Consider the following 23,162-nt stretch of genomic DNA (forward strand, 5'->3'; position numbering starts at 1 on the left):
AGAGATGGAATTGGAAGAAATGCAAACAGTTTGGTCTCAGATGAGTGACCAGATAGAAAAACAAAAAAAGTTAACCGATAAAATGATCATTATGATGACACAAGAACAATACAGGCAAAAATTAAATAAAATAGCATATCCAGAGATGATAGGAGCTATTATATGTTATGGTACGGCAATATTGATATTAATTAATGTTAACAAGTTAGATAACTGGTACACTTTGTTATCAGGAATAGTATCTACAGTTATTCTATTAGTTTTACCAGTGTTATCGTTAAGATCAATTTATCAAATGAAAAAAGTAAATATTGCTGTAAATAATTATAAGGAAACATTACTGGAGTATAGTAAAGGTAAAAAACGATTTCAAACAGTTACCAAAATAGGGCTCTATCTAGGTTTCTTTTTAATGTTTGCTATCCTGCCAGTAGCTACAAAGATTCTTAATAATAAAGATTTGTTTTCTGGTACCAAATCTATTTGGCCATTTGTAATATCGATACCGATCGCCATTATAGTCTTTATTACCTTTTCAAAATGGGTGGCCAAGTGTTATAATAACAATATGAATTCTGCAGAGGCATTATTTAAAGAACTTAAGGATGTTGATATATCATAAAGACAATACTTCAAACGTACTATAATATAAAAAAGGTTGTCATTAGACAGCCTTTTTTATATTAATCTAAGGCAAAAAAAGATTTATGAACCGCAACGTCCACCATTGCTCCATCTTCCATTGGTTCCTAGTATATATAAAAACCCGTTATAGGTTACTTTATCTCCGGCGGTATAGCTGTTATTTCTACTATATTCGTTAACTCCTTCACAAATATCTGCACTTGGAGTAGTGTCTTTACATTCTGCAATTCGATTCCATCTTGTAAAATCTCTTTCGTATAAGAATCCGCGGTATGTTACTTTATCTCCTACAGAATAGCTTTGTCCGCTTACCCATTCTGCAATACCATCACATGGGTTTGTTCCTACAGGAGGGGTACCATCAGATGGATATGCTTTGTTTGTTCCTTCGATATCAAGAGCAGAAAGTGCAGCTTGTCTTCTTGGTAAAACATTTCCGTTAAGGTCTGTTATGGTAGGTTTTCCGTTTTTACTAAATGTATAACTACCATACATCATTGTAGATTTAATATCAAAATCTCTGGTTAGCAAAGTAGCAGAATTACTTTTGTAAAACTGATCCTTAGCTCCATTCTGGATATTGTCAAAATTGATAATAATATGATTATCTCTATCCGAACGGTTTTGCTCATGAATATACCCTAAAGTATGTCCGATTTCATGAATGATCACAACAGCTGTTGTACGAGTACCTAAACGAATAAATCCTCTTGATCCATTCATTCCCAGAGTCGCAACGCCACAATTACAGTTATCTCCATTACTACTAATCGTAACATAGTTTGATTCATTAGTACGCTCTTTAAAACGAACATTAGTTTTGCTTGTCCATTCATCCATCGATTTTTGAAGTTCACTTCTCACAGATTGGCTCAGTCCATTAATTACATAGACTATAGTATTATTTGTCCATTTACGAACACCACCACCAAGTCCTAACTTTGCATTTATTCCTGCATCTGGCTCTAGTTTATCAGAGAGAGGAACTTGTGTATCGGTTAACTGATCTTCAAATAATCTGGCATCAGTTCCTTGAAGACTATAAGTTCCATCATCTTCTTTTTTTACAAGAACACGTTCTCCCAGGAAATATTTTTCGATAAATTGATCTTGCCCTCCAATAGTATCTGGATTTTGATCAAAATCTTCATTTTTTTGACAGGATGCAAAAGATAGAGCAACTGCCAAAGCTCCGATTTTAAATCGGTTTAATACGGTTTTCGTTTTCATTAAGTTTAATTTTGAGTTTATGATTTTAATTTAATCTGTGCACAATGTTTAAACTGGTGACACACCTGATTAGTCTTTAAGACTGAGTTAAAAAAACCGTTAAACTTTCTTAAAATTAATGACACGACTCGAATATTTGATGAAATCGATCTGATATGATTTTATTCTTTATATAAAATAAATTCATAAAAAAACCTGAATCTATAATCGTGATTCAGGTAGTAATATGGTGTATAGTAAAATGTTTTTTATTACGAAATCAATCCTTTAGCTATAGAGTTTCTCGAAAACCAAACTAAAAAGATAGCGACGATTATAATCATGATTGGCATTATAACTCGGCTGCCTGATAATACCACAAAATCCTGTAAAAAGAAATTATATGTAGCTTGTGCAATAACGGCAATGAGTGAAAGAAGTAGGAGAGGAGAAGCCCATTTTTTTCTAAGGAGTAATGCAAGGCAACCTAAAGCTCCTGCAAATACAGCTATGGCAAAAGCAGCAGTTACCCAAGCAGGTGTATTATTATAAAAATTTTGCTCTCCTTCTGGCAAAGTGGCCAATACTTCATCTGTCATAAAAGCTTGAGCAATATATGCCATTACCCCCATGATATTCCATAAAAGTGCTAAGACACTAATAATCCAAAACCATACGGGTGTTTTTGTTTTTGTTTCCATAATCTATTGATATTAAGTTGTTTTGCTGTAACAATGTAGTTAGAAACTCAATGAAATACAAATTGAGAGTTTTATGGATACTAATTTTTTAAAGCACAATAGATGAAAGAGATACCTTTTCACATAAAGTGATATAATTCTAGTAACTACAAAATACCGATAATTATTAGTACTTTTAATATAGGCTTGCTTGGTTTTATAAGTTGAAATATATAGAATTAACAAGTTTTAATCAGAGGAAAACGAAAAACTAGGTAATTTCTAAAGCTCATTAAAAAAGTAGAAACGTTTGTATTCTGATTTTTTTACTCTAAAACCTGAATATTAAATATGTCAAACCCTATAAAGAATGACAAACTTATTAAACAATATGATCTTGAGCTAGGTAAAGTTTTTTTCTATGTAAATTATCTGATCATTGAGGTGGCAGAAGGTGTTTGTTTTGATTATGAAAAAGCAAAGACATTATCTCTATTAACAAACTTACATTTTGGTAATCGCTCTTTTGGTTATATCTCTCATAGAATAAATTCATATTCATTAGAAGCTACAGATTATATGAAAATAAAGGATGTATTTCCTAATATAAAGGCTTTTGCTGCAGTTACGTACAACGAAACTCAAAAGACAAGTATAAGAATAGAAAATATGTTTTACCAAGAAGGTATCGTGTCTTTCGAGAATATTGAAGAAGCAATTAGGTGGGTTACAGAACAATTAAAAAACGATTCTAGTACTTAACTATTCAATACATTATAATATTAAGACATATTGTCTAAATATTTACTTAAATCATCTAGAGCACCATCCCAGAATTGTTCGTAAAATTTTAACCATTGATTTACTTCTTTCAATGGATTGGCATTGGCCTGGCAAAAACGTTCTCTTCCTTTAGTATCTATATTAATCAAACCTGCTCCTTCTAGGGTTTTTAGATGTTTGGTAATACCCTGGCGACTAATATCGAATTGACTTGATATCTGAGTTATAGGTAGGGCAGTAGCTGCAACCACCAAAGCGTGAAAAATTTCACGTCTGGTGGGATCCGCAACAGCTTTTAATATTGTGGTGATTCTATCCTGCATGAACCATTTGTTTAAGGTAATCGGTTAATCCCGAAATACAATTATCCCATCCGCCATTAAAACTATTAAACATTTCAACAGCAGTTTCTCCTTTGTAACCAGAAATACCAGAATGCTCTAGGTATAGTTTAGTTCCTCCTTCGGTTTCTTCTAATACCCATTTAACAGTAGTTTCTATTGGTTTTTCTGTTACAATCCACGAATATACTAAAGTATAGGGATTTGCTTGTTTTACTTCACCTTTTATAGGAGAGCAATCTCCTCCAGAAGCGTTAAAGATATATTGATATCCTTTTTCAGCTTTAAAATCTGCTTCTATAAACCAGGTCGAAATCTCTTTGGCATCGGTTATAGCGTTCCATACTTTATCGATAGGGTGATTAAGTATTTTCTCTTTGATTATTACATCTTTCATATGTATTAAGTTTTTAGATTAATATGCAACTATATGGTTGCAAATATAAATAAAAATATTTAATACGCAACTTTTTGGTTGCTTATTAAGCAAACCACCATTATATCCACCACATTTATAGAAAAACAATTGTCTAATTATTAAAAATAGAATATTTTGTGTGTATGGAAAGTATAATTAATTATTTTGAAACGATACCATCATCTCATCGTAGTTTAATTTTAGTAGGAGGGATTACTTTTTTCTGGCTTATAGAATATGCTATGCCTTTGTTTAAATTTAATTATAAAAAGTTTAGACATGCATGGCCCAATATATTTTTTACACTAACAACTATAGTTATCAATTTTGTATTGGCTTTCATATTACTTAAAACTAGTGATTGGACAGTGGTTAATCAATTTGGAGTATTACAATGGTTAGCATTACCGTTATGGGCTACAATAATACTAGGTATTGCTTTACTAGATCTAATAGGGGCCTGGTTGGCACATTATGTTCAACATATCATAAAACCATTATGGATGTTTCATCTTATACATCATACCGATAATCATGTAGATACCACAACAGCTAATAGGCATCATCCTGGAGAAAGCATTATTCGATTTTTATTTACCACTTTGGCCGTATTTATTGTAGGAGCGCCTATAGGTATAATTATGTTGTATCAATCTTTATCTGTAGTATTATCTCAATTTAATCACGCTAATATATCCTTACCAAAAAAAGTAGATGATATGATAAGTTGGATTATAGTTTCTCCAGATATGCATAAAGTACACCATCACTATGTATTGCCATATACAGATACAAATTATGGGAATATCTTTTCTATCTGGGATAGAATTTTCGGCACTTTTGCCAAAATACAAAATGAGGATTTGATATATGGGGTAGATACCTATCCGGATGTGGATTCAAATGCAAATGTGGGTAAATTATTAAAACTCCCTTTTTCAGGATATCGTGCACCTACAGGAGCAAAGTTTGAATCCGAAAAATCGTAATCTAATTCGCTAAAAAAGAAATTCATGAACGTTATATCCATTATTTGTTGTTTTATCATTTCAACAGGGCTTTTTGCACAAACTAAAAATGCAATTCTGGATTTTGAGCCCGATCGGGACTATGATAATATACTAGTTAAGAAAGTGTATACCGATACACATACTTCGACTTTTGTAATATGGATTAAAAAGAATGTCAAACCCCATAAACATATAAAACATACCGAACAAGTATTAGTTTTAGAAGGTAAAGCAAGTGTACAATTAAATGATAAAGAAATTATAGTACAAAAAGGGGATTGGGTTACTATACCAGAACAAACTATACATGCTGTAAAAGTCTTATCCAAAATACCGTTGAAAGTAATTTCTGTGCAAACTCCCGAATTTAAAGGAGAAGATCGAGTGTTTATAGACTAATATCGAAGTGTTTAAAACACAAAATTTTCATAAAATGAGCCTACTGTATCCAATTAAAAAGTATTTTGAAAACTAAAGCAGTTGTAAAAATATTTAGTATGCGACAACAAAGAGTACAGTTTTTGGTTTTGTTAGTTTTAATATCGATAGTAGAGATGAGTTATGCCCAATACAAAAAAACAGATTGGGAAGAAAGAGATACCTGGATGAATGTACCAGAAATCTTTAAACTTGCAGGAGTAGAGCAAGGTAATGCAGTTGCAGATGTTGGTTGTCACGAAGGGTATTTTACGATGCATCTGGCTCAAAAAGTAGGGGAATCAGGAAAAGTCTATGCGGTAGATGTACGAGAAGATAGGATCGAAAAATTAAATAAGTATATTAAAGATCGTAAACTTCGAAATATAAAAACTGTAGTTGGAGATTATGATAACCCTAAATTACCAAATGAAGCATTAGATGTAGTTGTTGTAATGGATACATATCATGAGATGGATGATTATATGAAAATTCTGGATCATATAAAAAATGCACTAAAACAAGGAGGAAGGATTGTAATCATTGAGAAATTTAAAAAACATATGCTTAATACATCAAGGGCAGAGCAGACCGAAGCACATACGTTGTCTTTAAAATATGTGAAGAAGGAATTACAAAAAGCAGGGTTTTTGATCTCTAAAGAAATTAAGGATTTTGGAAAATGGAAAAATGAAACAGATAAAACGATTTGGATTTTGGTAGGAACTAAAAACAAGTAGCTTTATCGGTTATATCTTTGATTCGTATGTTAGAAGATGTTCGTACTTGTCCAAAACACTCATTATAGATTTGTAATGCCTGTAATCTTCTTTTGTAACAATAGCCGTATTTATTACTAATATCTTACCTGTTCCGGTTTTGGAGTTAAAAAACATATAGGTCTCTGTTCCAGGATCACTACCAGTATGTCCTATATAGCCAACAGGAGTTATCCCCATAAAAAGACCACTATTATACTCTTCATTGTATGGGTTTTTTGTATTTCTGTTTGGTAAGTTTTTAGAAGATAGCTGTTCTTTAAATAGTTCTGTATAACTGTTTTTATCAAGTAAAGTGCCTGCTCCATAATATCCTTTAATGAGTTCGATAAGATACTTGCTGAAATCAGTTATATCTGTTAATAAACCTCCATCGGGATATGTAATAAGAGAATATTTTGGTAAACTATCATTACTACTTGAATAAAGTACAGAGTGGTTATCCATATCTATGGTATCAAATGACCAACCTGATGCATCCATACCTAATGGTTTTAAGATATGCGCAATAGTATACTCATTATACGGAATCCCCGTTACACGCTCTATAATATAAGCAGCCAAAGTAGCTCCTATATTGCTATATTTAAAAATAGATCCAGGCTTATTTTTGAGATAGTTTCTCTTTTTGTACCATTCTCCATCTATAGAAAGTAAATTTTTCAAAAAAATCGGTAGAGCAATAGTTTCTTCGGGATCATTAAAAATTCGATATTTTTTCATGAGTATACCTTTATCTGTTCCTTTATTATTTTTCAGAATATAAGATTTGTCATAGTATTTGGTGTCTAGTATTGTTGATGTATGCGTAGCTAAATGCCTAATTGTTATTGGTGTTTGAGGGTAGTGAGGATTGATCACATTAAAAGGTAAATGTATGTTTACAGGATCATCAAGATTAAGTTTTCCTTGTTCCTGAACTTTCATTAAAGCAATACCAATTAATGTTTTAGAAACCGAAGCAATATTTTGTATGGTATGAGATGTATATTCCTTTTTCTTTGACACATCTGCATACCCAAACCCTTTTTTATATAAAACAGCATCTTTATTTACAATAGCAACAGAAAAACCATTAATATACCCTTGTTTTTGTAACATTTTTAATTCGCAGGTCAAAGAGTTAATATGCTCTTCATTATCATTATTCTGTGAATATATCTGATTTAGCACAAACAGGGCTATTATTAGAATTATCTTTATCATGTATTAGAATATTTTCTACCACAAATCAAAAAATAAAATAAGTATCAAGCGTTCCAATGGATACATTGGAACCAATTTTTATAAAAATAAAGAATGATTAAAGGCTATTTTTATATTCTGAAGGAGAAACCCCCGTTTCTTTTTTAAATATCCTGTAAAAACTGGTTTTAGAACTAAAACCACATTCATAAGCGATTCCTAAAAGTGTATAGTTTTCGTATTTAGCAGAATTTATTTTTTCTTTTATAGCGTTTACACGATAGGTATTAATAATATCGTAGAAAGAGACATTCATATACTGGTTTAAAAGAGCAGAAAGTTTTTTATCTGTAGTGGGGATGAGTTGAGCTAATTTTATAAGAGTAAGTTCTTCATCCAGATATGGTTTTTCATTTTTTAGTACCTGTTCTAGCTTTAATCTTAGTTCAGAAAGTTCTGCATCAGTCGAATTTGATAAGTGATGAATACGTTCTTTTTTGGTAGTTTCGAGAGTATCTTCAAGGATTAAAAAATCTGGCAACAATACTTTTGATTGATTTATACCATAGTATCCTAAGTATGAAATGAGAAGTATCATTGCTATAACCGTGATATAGCCATGATCTGTATCTGGATAATCAAAAATATGCTGAAAGAGCAATATTAGTAAATCAATACTAATAACTATCCCACTACCTAATAATAAATGTTTAATCCACCCAACATCTTTCTCGGTAAGATTAGAATAATTAGATTTCATGGCTTTTCTATAGCGGGAAAATAATTTGAAAGATAATAATAAGTAAAAAATAGTATATACATTAGAGAGTTCTGCTTCTATAATCGAATGTTTGAAATAAAAATCTAAATAATTAAATACTGGTTTTTTAATGATATCTGATATTAGTTCAGGAATTGAAATAAGCGCAAGATAAATACCAAACGGGATAAAGTGTACTATGGTGTTCCTTATCAATTTTTCCTTTTTATGAAACAAAGATTTAATGTATAAAAATAATAATGGCCCTATTAACCACTGCGTAATATCGAAAGGAACAAAGCTTATCCATTGTAATACATGGATGTCGTGTAAATCGGCGTAAAAAAATATAGAAACAAATAGTAGAAAAACAAATAAAACGATAAGAATATACTTAGGTAATTGCTTTTCTTTTGATTTTATTAATAAAAATAGAATTAAAACAGTAATAGTAATACCAACTACTAAGATAAAATCCAGAATTAAGGTCATTCATTCATTTTTTTATTAATCTTTTTACCAGAGATTGCTCTCATTTTTAATATAGACTAATATAAATAATTAATGTTACTATCATGTTATATCGAATAGTAGATATCACTTGCTGTTTGATCATCTATATTTCACCAATGTGGATAGCGCTTAGCTCTTTCATTTCTTGTTCAGTATATATTCTTGATTTGATTACAAAACGAATTCCCATAGGGATTTCGAGTGAAAAACTAGATCCTCTACCTTTTACAGTATCTATTGTTAATTGTGTATGTTTCCAATATTCGAATTGGTCTTCAGACATATAAAAATCACAACCATGGATATTGCCCAGCCAGATGTCTGTTTCATTAATCATTAATTCCCCTTTTTGAAAACACATCGGGGAGGAGCCATCACAGCATCCTCCACTTTGATGAAACATCAACTCCCCGTGTTTTGCAGTAAGGGTATCGATTACAGCTTTTGCTGCATCGGTAATCTTAATACGTGATATCATTTTTTCATTTTTTAGAAGAAGCCCATCGCTTTTTTATCGTAAGATATGAGCATATTTTTAGTTTGGCGGTAGTGATTAAGCATCATTTTGTGAGTTTCTCTACCAATTCCAGATTTTTTATACCCTCCAAAAGGAGCATGTGCTGGGTAGGTATGATAGCAATTTACCCAAACACGACCTGCCTGTACTGCTCTCGAAACCTGATATGCCTGATGAGTATCACGAGTCCATACTCCGGCACCTAATCCATATAATGTATCGTTAGCTATCTCAATAGCTTCTGCCTGATCTTTAAACGTAGTAACACATGCTACAGGACCAAAGATTTCTTCCTGAAATACGCGCATTTTGTTATTCCCTTTTAGAAGTGTAGGTTTTATATAGTAACCATTTTCGAGCCCTTCGATATAAGCAGATTCTCCTCCTGTTAATACTTCGCATCCTTCTTCTTTTCCAATAGAAAGATAGTTTAGTATTTTTTCATATTGATCATTAGAAGCCTGAGCTCCCATCATCGTTTCGGGGTCTAATGGATGTCCTAATTTAATAGCTTCTGTACGCTCAATAACACGTTCTATAAATTGGTCATATATACTTTCCTGAATTAAAATTCTGGAAGGGCAAGTACATACTTCTCCCTGATTGAGAGCAAACATTACTGCTCCTTCTAAAGACTTATCAAAAAACTCATCATCAGCCTCCATGATACTTTCAAAAAAGATATTTGGCGATTTCCCTCCAAGTTCCAGAGTTACCGGAATTATATTTTTTGATGCATATTGCATGATAAGCTGCCCTGTAGTAGTTTCTCCGGTAAAGGCTATTTTATTAATACGTGGACTTGATGCTAACGGTTTACCTGCTTCAACTCCAAAACCATTTACTACATTAAGAACACCAGCAGGAAGTATACCTTCGATAAGTTCCATTAAAATCATAATCCCTACAGGAGTTTGTTCTGCTGGTTTTAAAATAACACAGTTTCCTGCTGCCAGTGCTGGGGCAATTTTCCAAGTGGCCATTAATAAAGGGAAATTCCATGGGATAATTTGCCCAACAACTCCCAGAGGTTCTGGTACATTTATAGAGACCGTATTGGCGTCGAGTTCACTAACCGAACCTTCTTCTGCACGAATTACTCCTGCAAAATATCTAAAATGATCAATCGCCAATGGAAGATCTGCAGCAAGAGTTTCGCGTAATGCTTTTCCATTATCCCAGGTTTCTGCCCGGGCTAATACTTCTAGATTTTCTTCTAATACCGTTGCAATTTTTAATAAACAGTTACTACGATATGTGGCAGAAGAATTGTTCCACTCTGGTGCAGCAGCCCATGCAGCGTCAATTGCAAGTTCTATATCTTCACTGGTAGAACGAGCCACTTTGGTAAAGCTAACTCCGTCAACCGGAGAGATGTTTTCAAAATATAGGCCTTTTACTGGTGAGGTCCATTTTCCTCCAATATAATTATCATATTGGTCCTTAAAGTTTGGTCTTTCCATTTTACTTTTAGGGGATGCTTGTGAGATACTCATAATTTTAGATTTAAAGGTTTTTAAGTAATAAAATGTGTGTGTATTGTCTACATGTGTAATGTGTTGACAAGAAGAGATCTATCCTTAAATATACGGCATTTTGGTCATATTACTTTAGCAAACACTGTTAATATTACTGTAGATTTTTAAGGAGTATAACACCCATATATTTATGGGGTGTTTACCTTATGTTTTATAGTTGTAAAACTCTGTTTTACAATTGATTGTGTGAGTATTTTTATGTGATTAATAATTAAAACACAAAAAAAGATGAAAAGTAATCAAAGAGTGGGAAGAGGGGCAGTAAGATTATCAATCCCAGCAAAAGTTGCATATGATGCAAAAGCCTTTCAAAATAGTATTTATGAGCTGTTAGATGAATTGGGATGTCCAAAATGTTTCTCTGGTGTAGATTGCTATTTTCAGACGATTAGAGATTATGTTTTAGACCCGAGAGAAAATGTAGTTTCACGATCACTGGCTTTTAGAGATCCTTCTCCACAACCTAGTAAATTAATAGCAACAAAAACTCTAAATGTTGGGGTGTCCCCGGCAGTATCTTATGATATTGGTAAGATTGATGAAGCTATAAAAAGTATTTTTGAAGAAATAGGATGCTTGGCATGTTGTTCTGGGAATGATATATTCTTTCAAAACCAGTTTGATTTTAATTTTTAAAACAAATCATGGGTGTAATTGAAAAAACGCTAGAATTAGAATGCCTACCACAATTAGGGGTAGGCATTATTTACTCGCCTACAGTGGCCAATATTAATTTCCCTAGCGGGCTAATTGATACGTTTGAAATAGAACCTCAAACATTGTGCATCAGAGATGAAAATGACAATTTGAAGGTGCCAACAGAAGTTTTTGAAGAAATACATAAACTACCACATCATAAATTAGTACATAGCATAGGAGCGCCCGTAGGAGGAAGCTTACTGCCCAAAAATGATCAGTTAGCATTAATAAAATATGCTACAACTCTTTTTGAGAGCCCCTGGGTAACAGAGCATCTTAGTTTTAATGCCACTACCGAATTTAATACTGGTTTTTTTCTTCCACCTTGCCAAACAAAAAAAGGACTGAAATTAGCCATACGAAACATAAAATATCTTCAAGATAAAATAGGAAAACCAATAGCTATTGAAACTGGGGTAAATTATTTAAAACCCAATAGTTATGAAATGAATGATGGAAGTTTTGTTGCAGAATTATGTAGAGAAACAGGATGTGGAATACTACTGGATATTCATAATATTTTTGCTAACCAATTAAATGGTCGTCAAAGTATTACAGACTTCTTAAAAGAAATACCACTAGAACATGTAGTAGAAATGCATATTGCAGGAGGAACCGAATTAAATAATTTATGGATGGATTCTCATTCTGGACCTATAGATAAAAGGTTACTTGCTATAACAAAAGAAATTTTACCAGACCTTACTAATTTAAAGGCTGTTACTTATGAAATATTTGATTCTTATATTCCTGTAGTTGGTGATGCCCTTATTATTTCTGAAATGGAAAAAGTAAGAGAGCTTTGGGAAAACAGAAAAGAGCTGTATCATATTTCTGAAGAAGAAAAATTGCCTAAGACGGTGTGTAATATTCAAAAACTTAGCCAGGAATTTGATCCTATCGCATGGGAAAATATGCTAGGTAATCATGTTATTGGTCGAGTAGATGAACATGATGTGCTAAAGAATGAAGATAGAATTAAAATATATCAAAAGCTAATAAAAGAATTTAGAGCTTCTATGGTAGCTCGAATTTTTAAGCTTACAACACGATATATGATGTTAGTGTTAGGGATGGAAGTATTTGCTGCTATTCTTAATGATTTTTGGAAACATTATCCTCCCGAACAACTAAGTCATAAAGAAGCTAAGAATTTTGCTGCTTATCTAATACATAAAGATTATAAGCTTCCTTGGTTAGATCGATTACTTAATTATGAAGTTGCTGTACTAGATACTCTAATGGATGAAACTCTTAGAGTAGTTACATTCGATGCCGATCCTACACCTATGTTTAATGCGCTTTCTCAAGGAAAGCTACCAGAAAAAATAGGAGATTTGGGAGATTACGAAGTCGAAATTACTCCCGAGACCTCTACAACAAACTGGATGGTGATGTAGTAAAAACAGAGGGGGTATATGGTGTATTTGTAGTAATTATTTTGTGTTGTTTTTTTATATTGTTTTCTACAAGAAAGAACTAATAGGGACTTTCTCCAATAACAAAGAAAAAAACGTTTCTACTTAATTCTCACGAATTTAGTACCTTTAGGTTTGATATTTATTACACGATATCATTAAAACCTAAATATTAACTCAATTTAAATTACTCTTAAAACCAATGAAAAAAAACATCATGTTAATGCTGTTGGTGTATTGCACCATGAGCATTTCTCTTTTTGCGCAAAAAAGTAATAAAGAGCTCGCCAATGAATATCTGAACCTAAAGGGTGAAGTAATTTTTAGCTTCACAATCAACAACAAAACAGAATTAAGTACTATTACCAAAGAATTAGCTATTGTTCATTTTGATGAAAATACCAATAGCGTTAAAGTAATGGCAAATAAAAGCCAGTTTTCTTCTTTCTTACAAAAGAATGTTCCTTTTACAGTCACTTCAGAAGATAATATCATAGGATATAAGACCATGACTTCTGATCTAGCGATAAAAGCTGCTACATTTCCACTTACTGCATACCCAACATATGCTGATTATGTAACAATGATGAATGATTTTGCCACTAATAATCCATCTTTATGTAAAGTAGAAAATATAGGAGCCACGGGAGAAGGCGATAAATCGATATTATTTGTGAAATTATCAGATAATGTAAACCAAAACGAGCAAGAACCTCGAGTAATGTATACTTCTTCTATGCATGGTGATGAGATCGCAGGATATCCTATGATGCTTAATCTTATTGATTATTTACTTGGAGCTTATAACAATACAAGTCATCCAAAACATGCCGAGATCAAAAACCTTTTAGATAATAATGAGGTATGGATTAATCCATTGGCAAATCCTGATGGTACATATCGCAATAGTGCAAATAACACATCTGTAGCTAATGCTACCCGAGGAAATGCCAATAATGTAGATTTAAATAGAAATTATCCTGATCCAGATGATGGGGCGCATCCAGATGGTAATAGTTATCAAACAGAAACCGTTGCTTTTATGAATTTTGCAGATACTAAACATTTTGTATTGTCTGCTAATTTTCATGGCGGAATAGAATTAATCAACTACCCGTGGGATACATACGCAGGAGCACATCCCGATGAGGATTACTTTATTTATGTATCTAAAGAATACAGAGATCACTGTCAGGCTAATAGCCCTTCGGGATATTTTACCGGACAAAATAACGGTATTACAAACGGGTATGCCTGGTATGAAGTACAAGGAGGTAGACAGGATTACCAAATATATAATCAGAAAGGAAGGGAGGTAACTGTTGAACTGTCAAACAATAAAACTCCTGCTGCTAGCCAATTAGTAAATTATTGGAACTATAATAGAGAAGCTCTTCTGGCATTTTTAAAACAAATAAATTATGGTATTCGCGGAGTAGTAACCGATGCAGCAACCAACCAGCCAATACAAGCCAAAGTAACCGTTGTAGGTCGTGAGAGTTATGATTCCTGGACACCCACAGAATTACCAGAAGGAGATTATTACAGACCAATAAAAGCAGGAACTTATGATATTTTATACGAAGCAGAATGTTATGAATCACTTACTTTAACCGGGGTAACAGTAGCAGATTATGCTGCAGTGGTTAAAAATGTTCAATTAACACCTATTGCTGGAGTAGCACCAACAGGATTAGCAGCATCAAATATACAACCTACAACAGCAACATTGAACTGGAATGCTAATTCTGGAGCTACATATGATGTAAGGTATCGTGCAACAGGGGGGGCGAATTGGACCACTTTGTCTTCCAATACAAATACAATTAACATAACCGGGTTAATTGCTTCAACTCAATATGAAGCTCAGGTAAGAAGTAATTGCGCAGGAGGAGCAAGTTCTCCTTATAGTACTTTAATAAACTTTACAACTACAGATACTCAGGCTTGTACAGGGATAAATAGTTTCCCATATACAGAAAGTTTTGAAACTGGTTTGGGCCTTTGGACTAATGCTACCGGAGATGATATTAATTGGACACGAGATTCTGGAGGAACTTCCTCATCGTCAACAGGACCTTCGTCGGCTCAAGATGGTACGTTTTATCTATATACCGAAGCATCTACAAATGTTACACCACCAGGAAGTCCAAATAAAACAGCACTTCTTAATAGCCCTTGTATTGATTTGGCAACTCTTTCTGGTATTTCTTTAGAATTTGGATATCATATGTACGGATCTAATATGGGAACTATGGAAGTCTTAGTGAGTACAGATGATGGAGCTAATTATACATCATTATGGACAAAGAGCGGGGATCTGGGCAATAGTTGGAACCAAGCTACAATCGATCTTACTGCTTACGCCGGATCGGTCATAAAACTACAATTTAAAGGCACTACAGGAACAAGTTTTAGAAGTGATATGGCAATAGATAATATTAGCATAAAATCTTCTGCTCCTGATACAGAAGCTCCTTCTGTACCAACTGGACTCTCAACATCGTCGGTTACTTCGACTACTATTGGGTTATCCTGGAATGCTTCGACAGATAATATAGGAGTATCGGGATATGAAGTATACCAAGGCGCTACTTTGATTACAACCGTGACAAGCACCAGTTATACTGTTACTGGATTGACTCCTAATACTAGCTATACTTTTTCTGTAAAGGCCAAAGATGCAGCAGGAAACACTTCTTCATCTAGTAATACAGCTAGTGCAACCACATCAGATGTTTCAATTACATACTGTGCTTCTAAAGGGAATAATGTAAGTTATGAGTATATCGATTATGTAGAATTAGGAGGTATTACAAATGCGACAGCTGCAAATGCGGGGTATGGAGATTTTACCAATTTAGTTGCAAATATTGGAACAGGAACAAATACAATTGTAGTAAGTGCTGGCTTTGCAAATACGGCATACAGAGAATATTGGAGTATATGGATTGATTATAATCAAAATGGGACTTTTGATGCTGCTGAGCAGATTGTATCAAATTTATCTAATAGTAGCGCTAATCAATCTTTTAATTTTGATGTTCCTACCACAGCTGTGGCAGGTAATACAAGAATGCGTGTGTCTATGAAATACAGTACAGCATCTGGACCATGTGATACCTTTACTTACGGAGAAGTAGAAGACTATACCGTAAATATTAGTACTACTTTACTTTCTAAAGGAAATGAACCTTCTTTGATAAATAATTTGGTATTGTATCCGAATCCGATAAAAGATGGAGTGTTATTTTTAAAAAATATAAATCAAAAAAATGTATCCTTTAGAATTGTCAATTATATGGGGCAAACGGTAATGCAAGATCAATTATCTGAAGATAAAATCAATGTAACACGTTTACCTAATGGGATGTACTTTTTAGAGGTTAATACGGGTAACAAAACGATTACCAAAAAGTTTATTATAACTAAGTAATTTTATCTACATAATAAAAGCTTCTGGAAGTAAATTTTCCGGAAGCTTTTTTGATTGTAATATTGATTGTATTTATATTCTTTTCAACTCAATATTTCTAATACTATAGCTAATGGTTAGGGATATTACTACCAGAATAGCAATGCCAGCGAGATAGCTGTATTGGTGATGTAAGCCGCCAAAATAGTCTGTAAATGGTATTGCATTAATATTGGCATAGGTGATCATAAAGAATAAAATTTCAAACAATTTCTTTCCTTTGGTCAAAATCCCAGTTAGAACAGCAAGCGAAACAATAAAAACCCCACCTAATATAATAGAAGTAATATGCATAACATCAAGCTGTATCATATACCTTAATAGTAGTGGTAAAGCAAGTAAAAGAGCCAATAGAATCCCAGATAGTACTTGAGACAACAAGAGCCTTTTAAGAGGTTGATATGAAGCAAAAGTAAAGAAGTGTGTACTAAATATTCGCTCTTTGGTTACCAATGAAGACCATCTGCTTACTTGTAAGAACCAGAGTATGGGCAATATCATTTGATGAGCAATAGATAGAGGAGCAAAACATAATGCTAACATACCTGCAATATTTAATATCCATAACCATTTATGCCCACTTCGTACAAGTAATACAAATTCAGTTTTTATAAGAGGCAATATTTTAAATGAGAGAGAAACTTTTGGAAGCTTGGAAATATCAATATCATTATCAATTTTGGTTTGTAAGAGTGCTTTCTTATTTTTTGATTGAAAACGTCCTTTAACTTTAAACCTATGAAAAAACAGAGAGGCAAGGCCAAGTAAAAGAATTCCGAAAATGATCCACCCTATACGACTTAAAATATAACCTATGGGAAAATCTACTCCATCAAAAAGAAAATGATTAGCTTCAGATACATTCCCTAATACGAATCCAATGTTTAATCCACCTAAATCTTCATGAGTTGCAGTGTTTCTTACTGTTTCTTCCATTTGAGATGTGATTATCTTAGTGCCAAATGCATCCAAATAAAAATTCCTTGATGTATCGGTAGGATCATAAAGGGCCATTATCGAAAAAAGAAAGAAAAAGAGAACATTCTGAAGTATAGATTTTTGAATCAAAAAAACTTCAAATAGTACTGCCAGTACAGAAATGAAAAACAACGAAGGAATGACAATGAGACTGTATGGAGTGATAAATTGAAGTATTTCAAAAGAAAATCCGTCATTGTATAAAAAGAATAATATAATGCTCATTATAAATATAATAAACGCTATAGTACATAAGACTAAAAAATTACTAATTGTTTTAGATAGTAGGTATCCAAAATTAGAAACTCTTGTAGTAGCTATGATCTGGCCTACCTTGCTATTGATATCATTTTTGATTGTTCCGTTAACCAGGTAAAAACCAATTAAAGAAAGAAAGATACTGGTCATAAGTGCTGTTACATAACCTATCCAGGAGGAGTTATAAAAACCTAGATAATCTCCGATTCGAATAGTAGAATAACTAGCACCCGGAGCTGGGATAAATGAATATGCTACAGCAAGACTAATGCATAGTGTAATCAAAAAAGCGTAGCTACGAGTACGTTGTAAATAATCTGATTTTATTATCGTTATAAAATTTTTCATAAGTCGATTGTATTATTTTTTAGTAGTATACAGATAAGCATCCTCTAAGGTTGCTTCACATGGTGTTGCTGATTCTATTAAGGTGTCAGAGATGTATCGTACGATAACGGCCTCTTTTTTACGAATAGTATTTAATATAATATGATGATTTTTGAAGTTAGATACTTCCTCTTTGTTCATTGTCATTTCAAATACTCTATTTTTTACGGTGTCGATTATAGTTTTTTGATTTCCCTGGCATAATAGCTGACCTTCTTTCATTATAGCTACCTGATCGGCAATGGTATCAATATCAGAAACAATGTGCGAGGATAAAATAACAATACAATCATTGGCTAATTCTGAAATTAGATTGCGAAAACGTACACGTTCTTCTGGATCCAAACCAACGGTTGGTTCATCAAATAATAATATTTTTGGATGATTAAGTAATGCCTGGGCAATCCCGATACGTTGTTTCATTCCACCAGAATAATTACCTATAGGTTTTTTGGCTACTTCGGTTAAGTTTAATCCTTCTAGAAGAAATGCGATTCTTTGTTTTAATTGTGTTCCTCCAATACCTTTTAGTGCGGCCATGTATTCTAAGAATTCATAAGCATTCAAGTTGGGATATACACCAAAATCTTGAGGTAGATACCCTAATTGTTTTCGCATATAATTTGGATCTTTTACAACATTGTTCTTGTTTAATAAAATACTTCCATTTGATGGTTTACTAATCGTTGCGATCATTTTTAATAGTGTAGATTTTCCTGCACCATTAGGACCAAGTAATCCCAAAATACCATTCTCGATATTTAAGGTATATTCTTTTAGACCATATTTATTGCTGTTGTATTTTTTGGATACGTTTTGTATATCTAGTTTCATTTTATTATCGTTTTAGTGGTTTTGATATATTTTTTATGATTCACCTTTTTAGATTGCAACAAAAGTTTTTATCATGCTAATAATAAATAGTACAATAAGAAGGCATAAGTTTACGATTGATTCCATGTTGATTGATTTTTGAATTAACACTTCAAAAGTGAGGGTAAGTCAATACATTAAAAAGAAAGAATGATCAATGTGCAGGATTTAATGATCAATAGTACAAAAGGTGTGTTTGTTCCCTTCATCAGCATATTGAAGATGTTTACAATCAAAAGAACTCCTTTGATCATTAATATCTGTGTTTTAGAAGCATTTTCTAGTATTTTTGAGAACATTTAAAGAAAAAATATGTCCAAATTAGATCAATGGATCGATAACCGTTTTGTGCAGAATCTTGTAGTATGGCTTTTTACTACATTAATTCTTGCAATGTCAATTCAGTCAGAAAACAGACTTCTTACTGCTGTATGGGTTACATTATATCTTATTGTCCCTGTGTATATAAACAACCTAAAAATACTACCACTATTTAACAGGAAAAATAAACTTTTGGGAATTGGACTTTTTTGTCTAAATGCTTTTTTATTTAGTAGTATTGCTGTCTTTTTTATGAGTAAACAGTTTCAGAAATTCGAATGGTCGATGTTGTACAATCTTTTTTCTGTAATGGTTTTGGCCTTATTGTTTAGCTCTGCGATAAAGATTGCAAAAGATAGTTTTACTCGTAGGCAAGAAATAAAAGATGCAGAACTAAAACTATTAAAAGCACAGTTAAATCCACACTTTCTGTTTAATACATTAAATAACTTATACGGTTTATCTGTTGTGAATTCTGATAAATTACCAGATTTAATGTTAAAACTTTCAGACTTACTACGATATAGCTTATATGATACCAAAGAACAATTAGTGCCTTTGCAAAAGGAAATTCAATATTTACAAAATTATGTGTCTTTAGAACGCATACGCCTAGAAGATAAAACAGAGATAGTGTTAAGTACTTCTGGCGAAATGAGTACTTTAAATATTGCTCCAATGCTTCTGATTGTGTTTGTAGAAAATGCTTTTAAACATTTGGGAGTATCTAAAAAAGGAGAGAGTAGAGTAGTGATTACTACTCAGATAATCGAAAACGAATTATGGTTTAGTTGTGTAAACACAGCTGATTATAAAAGTCATAATGAATCTGATCTTGAAAAGGGGAAAAGTGGTATTGGTTTGCAAAATGCAAAAAAACGATTGACGCTGATATATCCAGACAGACATACCTTGAATATTGATAAAAAAGAAGAAGAGTTCGAAGTTCAATTAACCTTAAAACTATAAATGGAGATTTTAAAATGCATTATTGCCGATGATGAGCCTATTGCTCGTCAGATATTAGAAAATTATATTGAGCAAATCCCTAATTTAGAAGTATTAGCATCTTGCAAAGATGCTTTTGAGGTTATGAAAATTCTTCAAAATCAATCTGCCGATATTCTTTTTTTAGATATTAATATGCCAAAACTATCAGGTTTAAGTTTGTTAAAAACAATGCAGAAACGACCAGATGTGATTATTACAACTGCGTATCCAGAGTACGCTATTGAAGGATTTGAATTGTCGGTAACTGATTATTTATTAAAACCTTTTTCATTAGAACGTTTTATCCAGGCGGTCACAAAAATTCAGAAAAAAAATATAACAGATACTGTAGGAATACACCTTTCAGAAAAAGAAGAGATAATAACTTCGGTTTTTGTAAAAAGCGATAAGAAATTAATTAAGGTACTTTTTAAAGATATTCAATACATAGAAGCTTATGGTAACTATATTAAGATCTTTACAGATACTATGATTTTAACCCCCAATACGTTATCAGATTTTTTTGATAAACTTCCTAAAGAAGACTTTATAAGAATTCATAAATCGTATGTTATTAATTTTAATGAATTAAAACTAATAGAAGGGAACCAGTTAATACTTAATAATACTACTACTTTACCTATTGGTAAATCCTATCGAAAATTGGTTTTAGACAAAATAGATGGGATGTAGAATAATTATTTAATACTAAACTTTATTTTATGCGTTTTAGGTAAACGGTGAGATATCGTATCGGTAATTTCACTGTCGAATAACCTGTCTAAATTGTTTCCTGCCAAATCTTCAATATGATTGTCGAATAAAACATTGTAACTTCCTTTTTTCCAAGGGTATAATGGTGTAAAAGACAAGGTCGATTCATTATTAATAAGTTGCCAATTTCCATCAATTTTTTCCCCTTTTACATTTACAACGATAACACTGTTTTGCGTACTACCATAATCTAAAGACTCATGACATGAAATTAATACATGTGATTTAGAGTTTACTTTTGGGGACTGTATTTTCCATAAGTTTACATCGAGTTTTACACGATCTTCATTAGTAATTTGAAATGAGTGTGTAAAATTGTCCTGCATAGATATTCCATTTTTGTCCTTCAACTTTTTTAAAACTACGAGTTTATATGCATTTTCATTTTTAAAAACCGGACCTAATTGCCTATTGGGGATTAAATCTCGTTTTTGACGCCCAGGTTCTATCCAAACAGTTAGCAGTTTTCCATGATCACTAATGAGCGCATTCTCTAACGATAAAGCAGCTCTTGGTAATGTATCTCCTGTAGCATTTACAAATCGAATGTAGTCATAAATATGAGTTTCATTAATAGGATGAGAGAACTGAATATACCATTTTAAAAGGTTTGAAGGAAGAGTTTTTGCTGAAGGGTAAATCGACGTTACAGAAAGATATTTGTATTCTTCAGGAATATCAAACGAGAAATATTCTACTGTATCACCATATACTAATGTATATTTTTGATTCCACCCAAAGGGTATTAACGGAGTAAAACGTAACGATGTTTTTTCCTCGATCAGTTTGCCTAACACGGGATTTACATTAGAAAGCTCGTCTTTAGAAATCTCACCTCTATAGATATATAAATTTCCCGATGTTTTTACATCTTTTTTTACAGTAATATATTCTTTATTAAAAGTAAATTCTGGAGATGTTTGAGAATAGATCTCCAGAACAGTAAAGAATATTATTAAAACGAAAAGTATAGGATTTTTCACTTTACTAACAAGTAATATAAATCTTACTGGTGCTATTATTTCTCGAGCCACCAGCTATTTCCTTTTTTTAGAGTGAGATTTCCACTAGATTCTCTTTGAACGATAAGAAAACCAGTGCCTCCAAATTTGTCTAACTGTTGTACATTAACATAAGGCAGGTTTACATAACTTACTCCTTCTGCAGCCCCTTTTTTAACGACCGGAGTAGTAAGAGAACCATTGTAGGACTCAAGGTCAGTAAATTCCATTTTCATAAGAGGTCTGTTATTATTGGCTATAAGTAAGTATCGTTGTCCACCATTTTTGATTTCTACCATATCTACAGGACTGTTACCACTTCCTAATTCTGCAACGGTTCTACCTTTATTATGTTCTCCGGGTTTAATGTTATTCATAGGAAAAATAACAAGAGGAGTACAGGTATAGCCAGCGATGATATGGGAGCTACCTTTTATTTTGGTGGGGATAAATGCTTTTATAGGAGCATGAGTTTCATATTGACCATGAGCGGCATGATAAATCTCTAATGAACCATAATCTTGTTTATCTGTAAAAGGAAAATCAACCGATCTAAAAGTAGAAGCAAATTCTTTATTACTTAAACCAGAAAGCAATACTTTACCAGAAGTATATTTGATATCTGCAACTGCCCACTTACGAAGTTTTCGACCTCGTTTATCCTTCGCTTCTTTATTTACAGGATCGATTAATGAAGTTTTGGTATGAGATATATTATCTAGAGAAACTTTTTTTAATGTATTATGCTCTACACGAAACAATATCACATTACCCGAACTATGATGAACAGAGAGATAAATATTATTATTTTCTGGATTAACCACCATATCTGTGATTTGTATTTGATCGATAGCAGAGCCCAGCATATCGGCAATTAACTTATCAAGAAAATCAATCTTCACAGCGCTATTATCAACTTTTGGATGAGTACTTAGGTCTATTGCAACAATTTGTGCAGATTTACTATCACCAATAAACAAAATACCTTCTGGTCCAAAGGTCATCGAATTGATAGAAGTAATACCGGGATCACCAGTTTTAAAATCTGCTTTTAAAGAAGAATTAGCTAGAATAGGATTTTCTAAAAAAGAAAGGATCAATAAAAGAACGAACGTTATTAATGTTTTCATAATGATTGATTTATAGAATGATCAAAGTTCCTAAATGTAGGAAAAAAGTACTATGCCTACAGT

The 23,162-nt window shown here is 32.5% G+C and carries 22 protein-coding genes; 10 read left to right on the plus strand and 12 right to left on the minus strand.

Annotated elements, in window-relative coordinates:
• Window positions 1–4: 4 nt before the first annotated feature.
• Window positions 5–622, plus strand: coding sequence for a hypothetical protein (locus NNL09_RS19790; protein WP_025663809.1), 618 nt, complete (start codon window positions 5–7; stop codon window positions 620–622).
• 83 nt (window positions 623–705) lie between these two features.
• Here the strand turns inward: NNL09_RS19790 and NNL09_RS19795 are convergent, their stop codons facing one another.
• Window positions 706–1,875: a M12 family metallopeptidase gene (locus NNL09_RS19795; RefSeq protein WP_025663810.1), complete on the minus strand. Its 1,170-nt coding sequence runs from the start codon at window positions 1,873–1,875 to the stop codon at window positions 706–708.
• Window positions 1,876–2,126: 251 nt separating this feature from the next.
• Window positions 2,127–2,555, minus strand: coding sequence for a hypothetical protein (locus tag NNL09_RS19800; protein ID WP_025663811.1), 429 nt, complete (start codon window positions 2,553–2,555; stop codon window positions 2,127–2,129).
• Window positions 2,556–2,885: 330 nt separating this feature from the next.
• Here NNL09_RS19800 and NNL09_RS19805 point away from each other — a divergent pair, with 330 nt between their 5' ends.
• A complete protein-coding gene (locus NNL09_RS19805) occupies window positions 2,886–3,296 on the plus strand; it encodes a hypothetical protein (protein WP_025663812.1) in 411 nt (136 codons plus the stop codon).
• Between the two features lie 20 nt (window positions 3,297–3,316).
• Here the strand turns inward: NNL09_RS19805 and NNL09_RS19810 are convergent, their stop codons facing one another.
• A complete protein-coding gene (locus NNL09_RS19810; protein WP_025663813.1) occupies window positions 3,317–3,640 on the minus strand; it encodes a helix-turn-helix transcriptional regulator in 324 nt (107 codons plus the stop codon).
• Window positions 3,630–4,055 carry an SRPBCC domain-containing protein gene (locus NNL09_RS19815; RefSeq protein WP_025663814.1) on the minus strand — a complete coding sequence of 142 codons (426 nt, stop codon included), beginning with the start codon at window positions 4,053–4,055 and terminating at the stop codon, window positions 3,630–3,632. The genes NNL09_RS19810 and NNL09_RS19815 overlap by 11 nt, the downstream gene beginning before the upstream one ends.
• A gap of 164 nt (window positions 4,056–4,219) precedes the next feature.
• On the opposite strand from NNL09_RS19815, the gene NNL09_RS19820 reads away from it, so the two are divergent.
• The 3 genes from NNL09_RS19820 (at window position 4,220) to NNL09_RS19830 (ending at window position 6,243) form a co-directional block, all read left to right on the plus strand.
• Window positions 4,220–5,065 (plus strand): sterol desaturase family protein, encoded by an 846-nt coding sequence (locus tag NNL09_RS19820; RefSeq protein WP_025663815.1) that lies wholly within the window; start codon window positions 4,220–4,222, stop codon window positions 5,063–5,065.
• Between the two features lie 24 nt (window positions 5,066–5,089).
• Entirely contained in the window at window positions 5,090–5,485 is a 396-nt protein-coding gene (locus NNL09_RS19825) for a cupin domain-containing protein (RefSeq protein ID WP_025663816.1), read from the plus strand.
• A 98-nt stretch (window positions 5,486–5,583) separates the two neighbouring features.
• Window positions 5,584–6,243: a class I SAM-dependent methyltransferase gene (locus tag NNL09_RS19830; protein ID WP_196910188.1), complete on the plus strand. Its 660-nt coding sequence runs from the start codon at window positions 5,584–5,586 to the stop codon at window positions 6,241–6,243.
• Window positions 6,244–6,252: 9 nt separating this feature from the next.
• On the opposite strand, the gene NNL09_RS19835 is transcribed toward NNL09_RS19830, so the two are convergent.
• From NNL09_RS19835 to NNL09_RS19850, 4 genes are all read right to left on the minus strand, one after another.
• Window positions 6,253–7,488: a serine hydrolase gene (locus NNL09_RS19835; RefSeq protein ID WP_196910187.1), complete on the minus strand. Its 1,236-nt coding sequence runs from the start codon at window positions 7,486–7,488 to the stop codon at window positions 6,253–6,255.
• Window positions 7,489–7,585: 97 nt separating this feature from the next.
• On the minus strand, window positions 7,586–8,719 hold the full coding sequence (locus NNL09_RS19840) for an AraC family transcriptional regulator (protein ID WP_196910186.1): 1,134 nt from the start codon (window positions 8,717–8,719) through the stop codon (window positions 7,586–7,588).
• 124 nt (window positions 8,720–8,843) lie between these two features.
• A complete protein-coding gene (locus NNL09_RS19845; RefSeq protein WP_196910185.1) occupies window positions 8,844–9,218 on the minus strand; it encodes a DUF779 domain-containing protein in 375 nt (124 codons plus the stop codon).
• Between the two features lie 11 nt (window positions 9,219–9,229).
• Entirely contained in the window at window positions 9,230–10,753 is a 1,524-nt protein-coding gene (locus tag NNL09_RS19850; protein WP_025663821.1) for an aldehyde dehydrogenase family protein, read from the minus strand.
• Window positions 10,754–11,023: 270 nt separating this feature from the next.
• Between NNL09_RS19850 and NNL09_RS19855 the strand changes: the two genes are divergently transcribed.
• The 3 genes from NNL09_RS19855 to NNL09_RS19865 all read left to right on the plus strand — a co-directional run bounded on the left by NNL09_RS19855 (window position 11,024) and on the right by NNL09_RS19865 (window position 16,348).
• On the plus strand, window positions 11,024–11,431 hold the full coding sequence (locus tag NNL09_RS19855) for a hypothetical protein (RefSeq protein ID WP_025663822.1): 408 nt from the start codon (window positions 11,024–11,026) through the stop codon (window positions 11,429–11,431).
• An 8-nt stretch (window positions 11,432–11,439) separates the two neighbouring features.
• The gene (locus tag NNL09_RS19860; RefSeq protein ID WP_025663823.1) at window positions 11,440–12,894 is read left to right on the plus strand and encodes a DUF692 family multinuclear iron-containing protein; all 1,455 of its coding nucleotides are present in this window, start codon (window positions 11,440–11,442) and stop codon (window positions 12,892–12,894) included.
• Between the two features lie 220 nt (window positions 12,895–13,114).
• Window positions 13,115–16,348, plus strand: coding sequence for a M14 family zinc carboxypeptidase (locus NNL09_RS19865; RefSeq protein ID WP_196910184.1), 3,234 nt, complete (start codon window positions 13,115–13,117; stop codon window positions 16,346–16,348).
• Window positions 16,349–16,420: 72 nt separating this feature from the next.
• Here NNL09_RS19865 and NNL09_RS19870 read toward each other — a convergent pair whose 3' ends face one another.
• Together NNL09_RS19870 and NNL09_RS19875 are read right to left on the minus strand one after the other, a co-directional pair.
• The gene (locus NNL09_RS19870) at window positions 16,421–17,971 is read right to left on the minus strand and encodes a hypothetical protein (RefSeq protein WP_196910183.1); all 1,551 of its coding nucleotides are present in this window, start codon (window positions 17,969–17,971) and stop codon (window positions 16,421–16,423) included.
• A 12-nt stretch (window positions 17,972–17,983) separates the two neighbouring features.
• Window positions 17,984–18,844, minus strand: coding sequence for an ABC transporter ATP-binding protein (locus NNL09_RS19875; protein ID WP_196910182.1), 861 nt, complete (start codon window positions 18,842–18,844; stop codon window positions 17,984–17,986).
• A gap of 351 nt (window positions 18,845–19,195) precedes the next feature.
• Between NNL09_RS19875 and NNL09_RS19880 the strand changes: the two genes are divergently transcribed.
• Both NNL09_RS19880 and NNL09_RS19885 read left to right on the plus strand, forming a co-directional pair.
• Window positions 19,196–20,173, plus strand: coding sequence for a sensor histidine kinase (locus NNL09_RS19880; protein WP_196910181.1), 978 nt, complete (start codon window positions 19,196–19,198; stop codon window positions 20,171–20,173).
• Window positions 20,174–20,887 (plus strand): LytTR family DNA-binding domain-containing protein, encoded by a 714-nt coding sequence (locus NNL09_RS19885; RefSeq protein WP_025663828.1) that lies wholly within the window; start codon window positions 20,174–20,176, stop codon window positions 20,885–20,887.
• Between the two features lie 5 nt (window positions 20,888–20,892).
• Here the strand turns inward: NNL09_RS19885 and NNL09_RS19890 are convergent, their stop codons facing one another.
• Both NNL09_RS19890 and NNL09_RS19895 read right to left on the minus strand, forming a co-directional pair.
• Window positions 20,893–22,002, minus strand: coding sequence for an Ig-like domain-containing protein (locus NNL09_RS19890; protein ID WP_196910180.1), 1,110 nt, complete (start codon window positions 22,000–22,002; stop codon window positions 20,893–20,895).
• Window positions 21,987–23,099, minus strand: coding sequence for a hypothetical protein (locus NNL09_RS19895; RefSeq protein WP_025663830.1), 1,113 nt, complete (start codon window positions 23,097–23,099; stop codon window positions 21,987–21,989). Before NNL09_RS19895 ends, NNL09_RS19890 begins: the two co-directional genes overlap by 16 nt.
• Window positions 23,100–23,162 lie beyond the last annotated feature (63 nt).

It is taken from the genome of Aquimarina sp. EL_43 (assembly GCF_943422735.1).
GTDB lineage: Bacteria > Bacteroidota > Bacteroidia > Flavobacteriales > Flavobacteriaceae > Aquimarina > Aquimarina megaterium.

What these genes read in the sequence shown, in the direction of transcription:
- NNL09_RS19875 (WP_196910182.1), bottom strand. Translation starts at nt 18,844, where the DNA reads ATGAAACTAGATATACAAAACGTATCCAAAAAATACAACAGCAATAAA.
- NNL09_RS19790 (WP_025663809.1), top strand. Translation starts at nt 5, where the DNA reads ATGGAATTGGAAGAAATGCAAACAGTTTGGTCTCAGATGAGTGACCAG.
- NNL09_RS19830 (WP_196910188.1), top strand. Translation starts at nt 5,584, where the DNA reads ATGCGACAACAAAGAGTACAGTTTTTGGTTTTGTTAGTTTTAATATCG.
- NNL09_RS19815 (WP_025663814.1), bottom strand. Translation starts at nt 4,055, where the DNA reads ATGAAAGATGTAATAATCAAAGAGAAAATACTTAATCACCCTATCGAT.
- NNL09_RS19865 (WP_196910184.1), top strand. Translation starts at nt 13,115, where the DNA reads ATGAAAAAAAACATCATGTTAATGCTGTTGGTGTATTGCACCATGAGC.
- NNL09_RS19880 (WP_196910181.1), top strand. Translation starts at nt 19,196, where the DNA reads ATGTCCAAATTAGATCAATGGATCGATAACCGTTTTGTGCAGAATCTT.
- NNL09_RS19840 (WP_196910186.1), bottom strand. Translation starts at nt 8,719, where the DNA reads ATGACCTTAATTCTGGATTTTATCTTAGTAGTTGGTATTACTATTACT.
- NNL09_RS19850 (WP_025663821.1), bottom strand. Translation starts at nt 10,753, where the DNA reads ATGAGTATCTCACAAGCATCCCCTAAAAGTAAAATGGAAAGACCAAAC.
- NNL09_RS19800 (WP_025663811.1), bottom strand. Translation starts at nt 2,555, where the DNA reads ATGGAAACAAAAACAAAAACACCCGTATGGTTTTGGATTATTAGTGTC.
- NNL09_RS19825 (WP_025663816.1), top strand. Translation starts at nt 5,090, where the DNA reads ATGAACGTTATATCCATTATTTGTTGTTTTATCATTTCAACAGGGCTT.
- NNL09_RS19845 (WP_196910185.1), bottom strand. Translation starts at nt 9,218, where the DNA reads ATGATATCACGTATTAAGATTACCGATGCAGCAAAAGCTGTAATCGAT.
- NNL09_RS19835 (WP_196910187.1), bottom strand. Translation starts at nt 7,488, where the DNA reads ATGATAAAGATAATTCTAATAATAGCCCTGTTTGTGCTAAATCAGATA.
- NNL09_RS19820 (WP_025663815.1), top strand. Translation starts at nt 4,220, where the DNA reads ATGGAAAGTATAATTAATTATTTTGAAACGATACCATCATCTCATCGT.
- NNL09_RS19810 (WP_025663813.1), bottom strand. Translation starts at nt 3,640, where the DNA reads ATGCAGGATAGAATCACCACAATATTAAAAGCTGTTGCGGATCCCACC.
- NNL09_RS19855 (WP_025663822.1), top strand. Translation starts at nt 11,024, where the DNA reads ATGAAAAGTAATCAAAGAGTGGGAAGAGGGGCAGTAAGATTATCAATC.
- NNL09_RS19805 (WP_025663812.1), top strand. Translation starts at nt 2,886, where the DNA reads ATGTCAAACCCTATAAAGAATGACAAACTTATTAAACAATATGATCTT.
- NNL09_RS19870 (WP_196910183.1), bottom strand. Translation starts at nt 17,971, where the DNA reads ATGAAAAATTTTATAACGATAATAAAATCAGATTATTTACAACGTACT.
- NNL09_RS19860 (WP_025663823.1), top strand. Translation starts at nt 11,440, where the DNA reads ATGGGTGTAATTGAAAAAACGCTAGAATTAGAATGCCTACCACAATTA.
- NNL09_RS19885 (WP_025663828.1), top strand. Translation starts at nt 20,174, where the DNA reads ATGGAGATTTTAAAATGCATTATTGCCGATGATGAGCCTATTGCTCGT.
- NNL09_RS19895 (WP_025663830.1), bottom strand. Translation starts at nt 23,099, where the DNA reads ATGAAAACATTAATAACGTTCGTTCTTTTATTGATCCTTTCTTTTTTA.
- NNL09_RS19795 (WP_025663810.1), bottom strand. Translation starts at nt 1,875, where the DNA reads ATGAAAACGAAAACCGTATTAAACCGATTTAAAATCGGAGCTTTGGCA.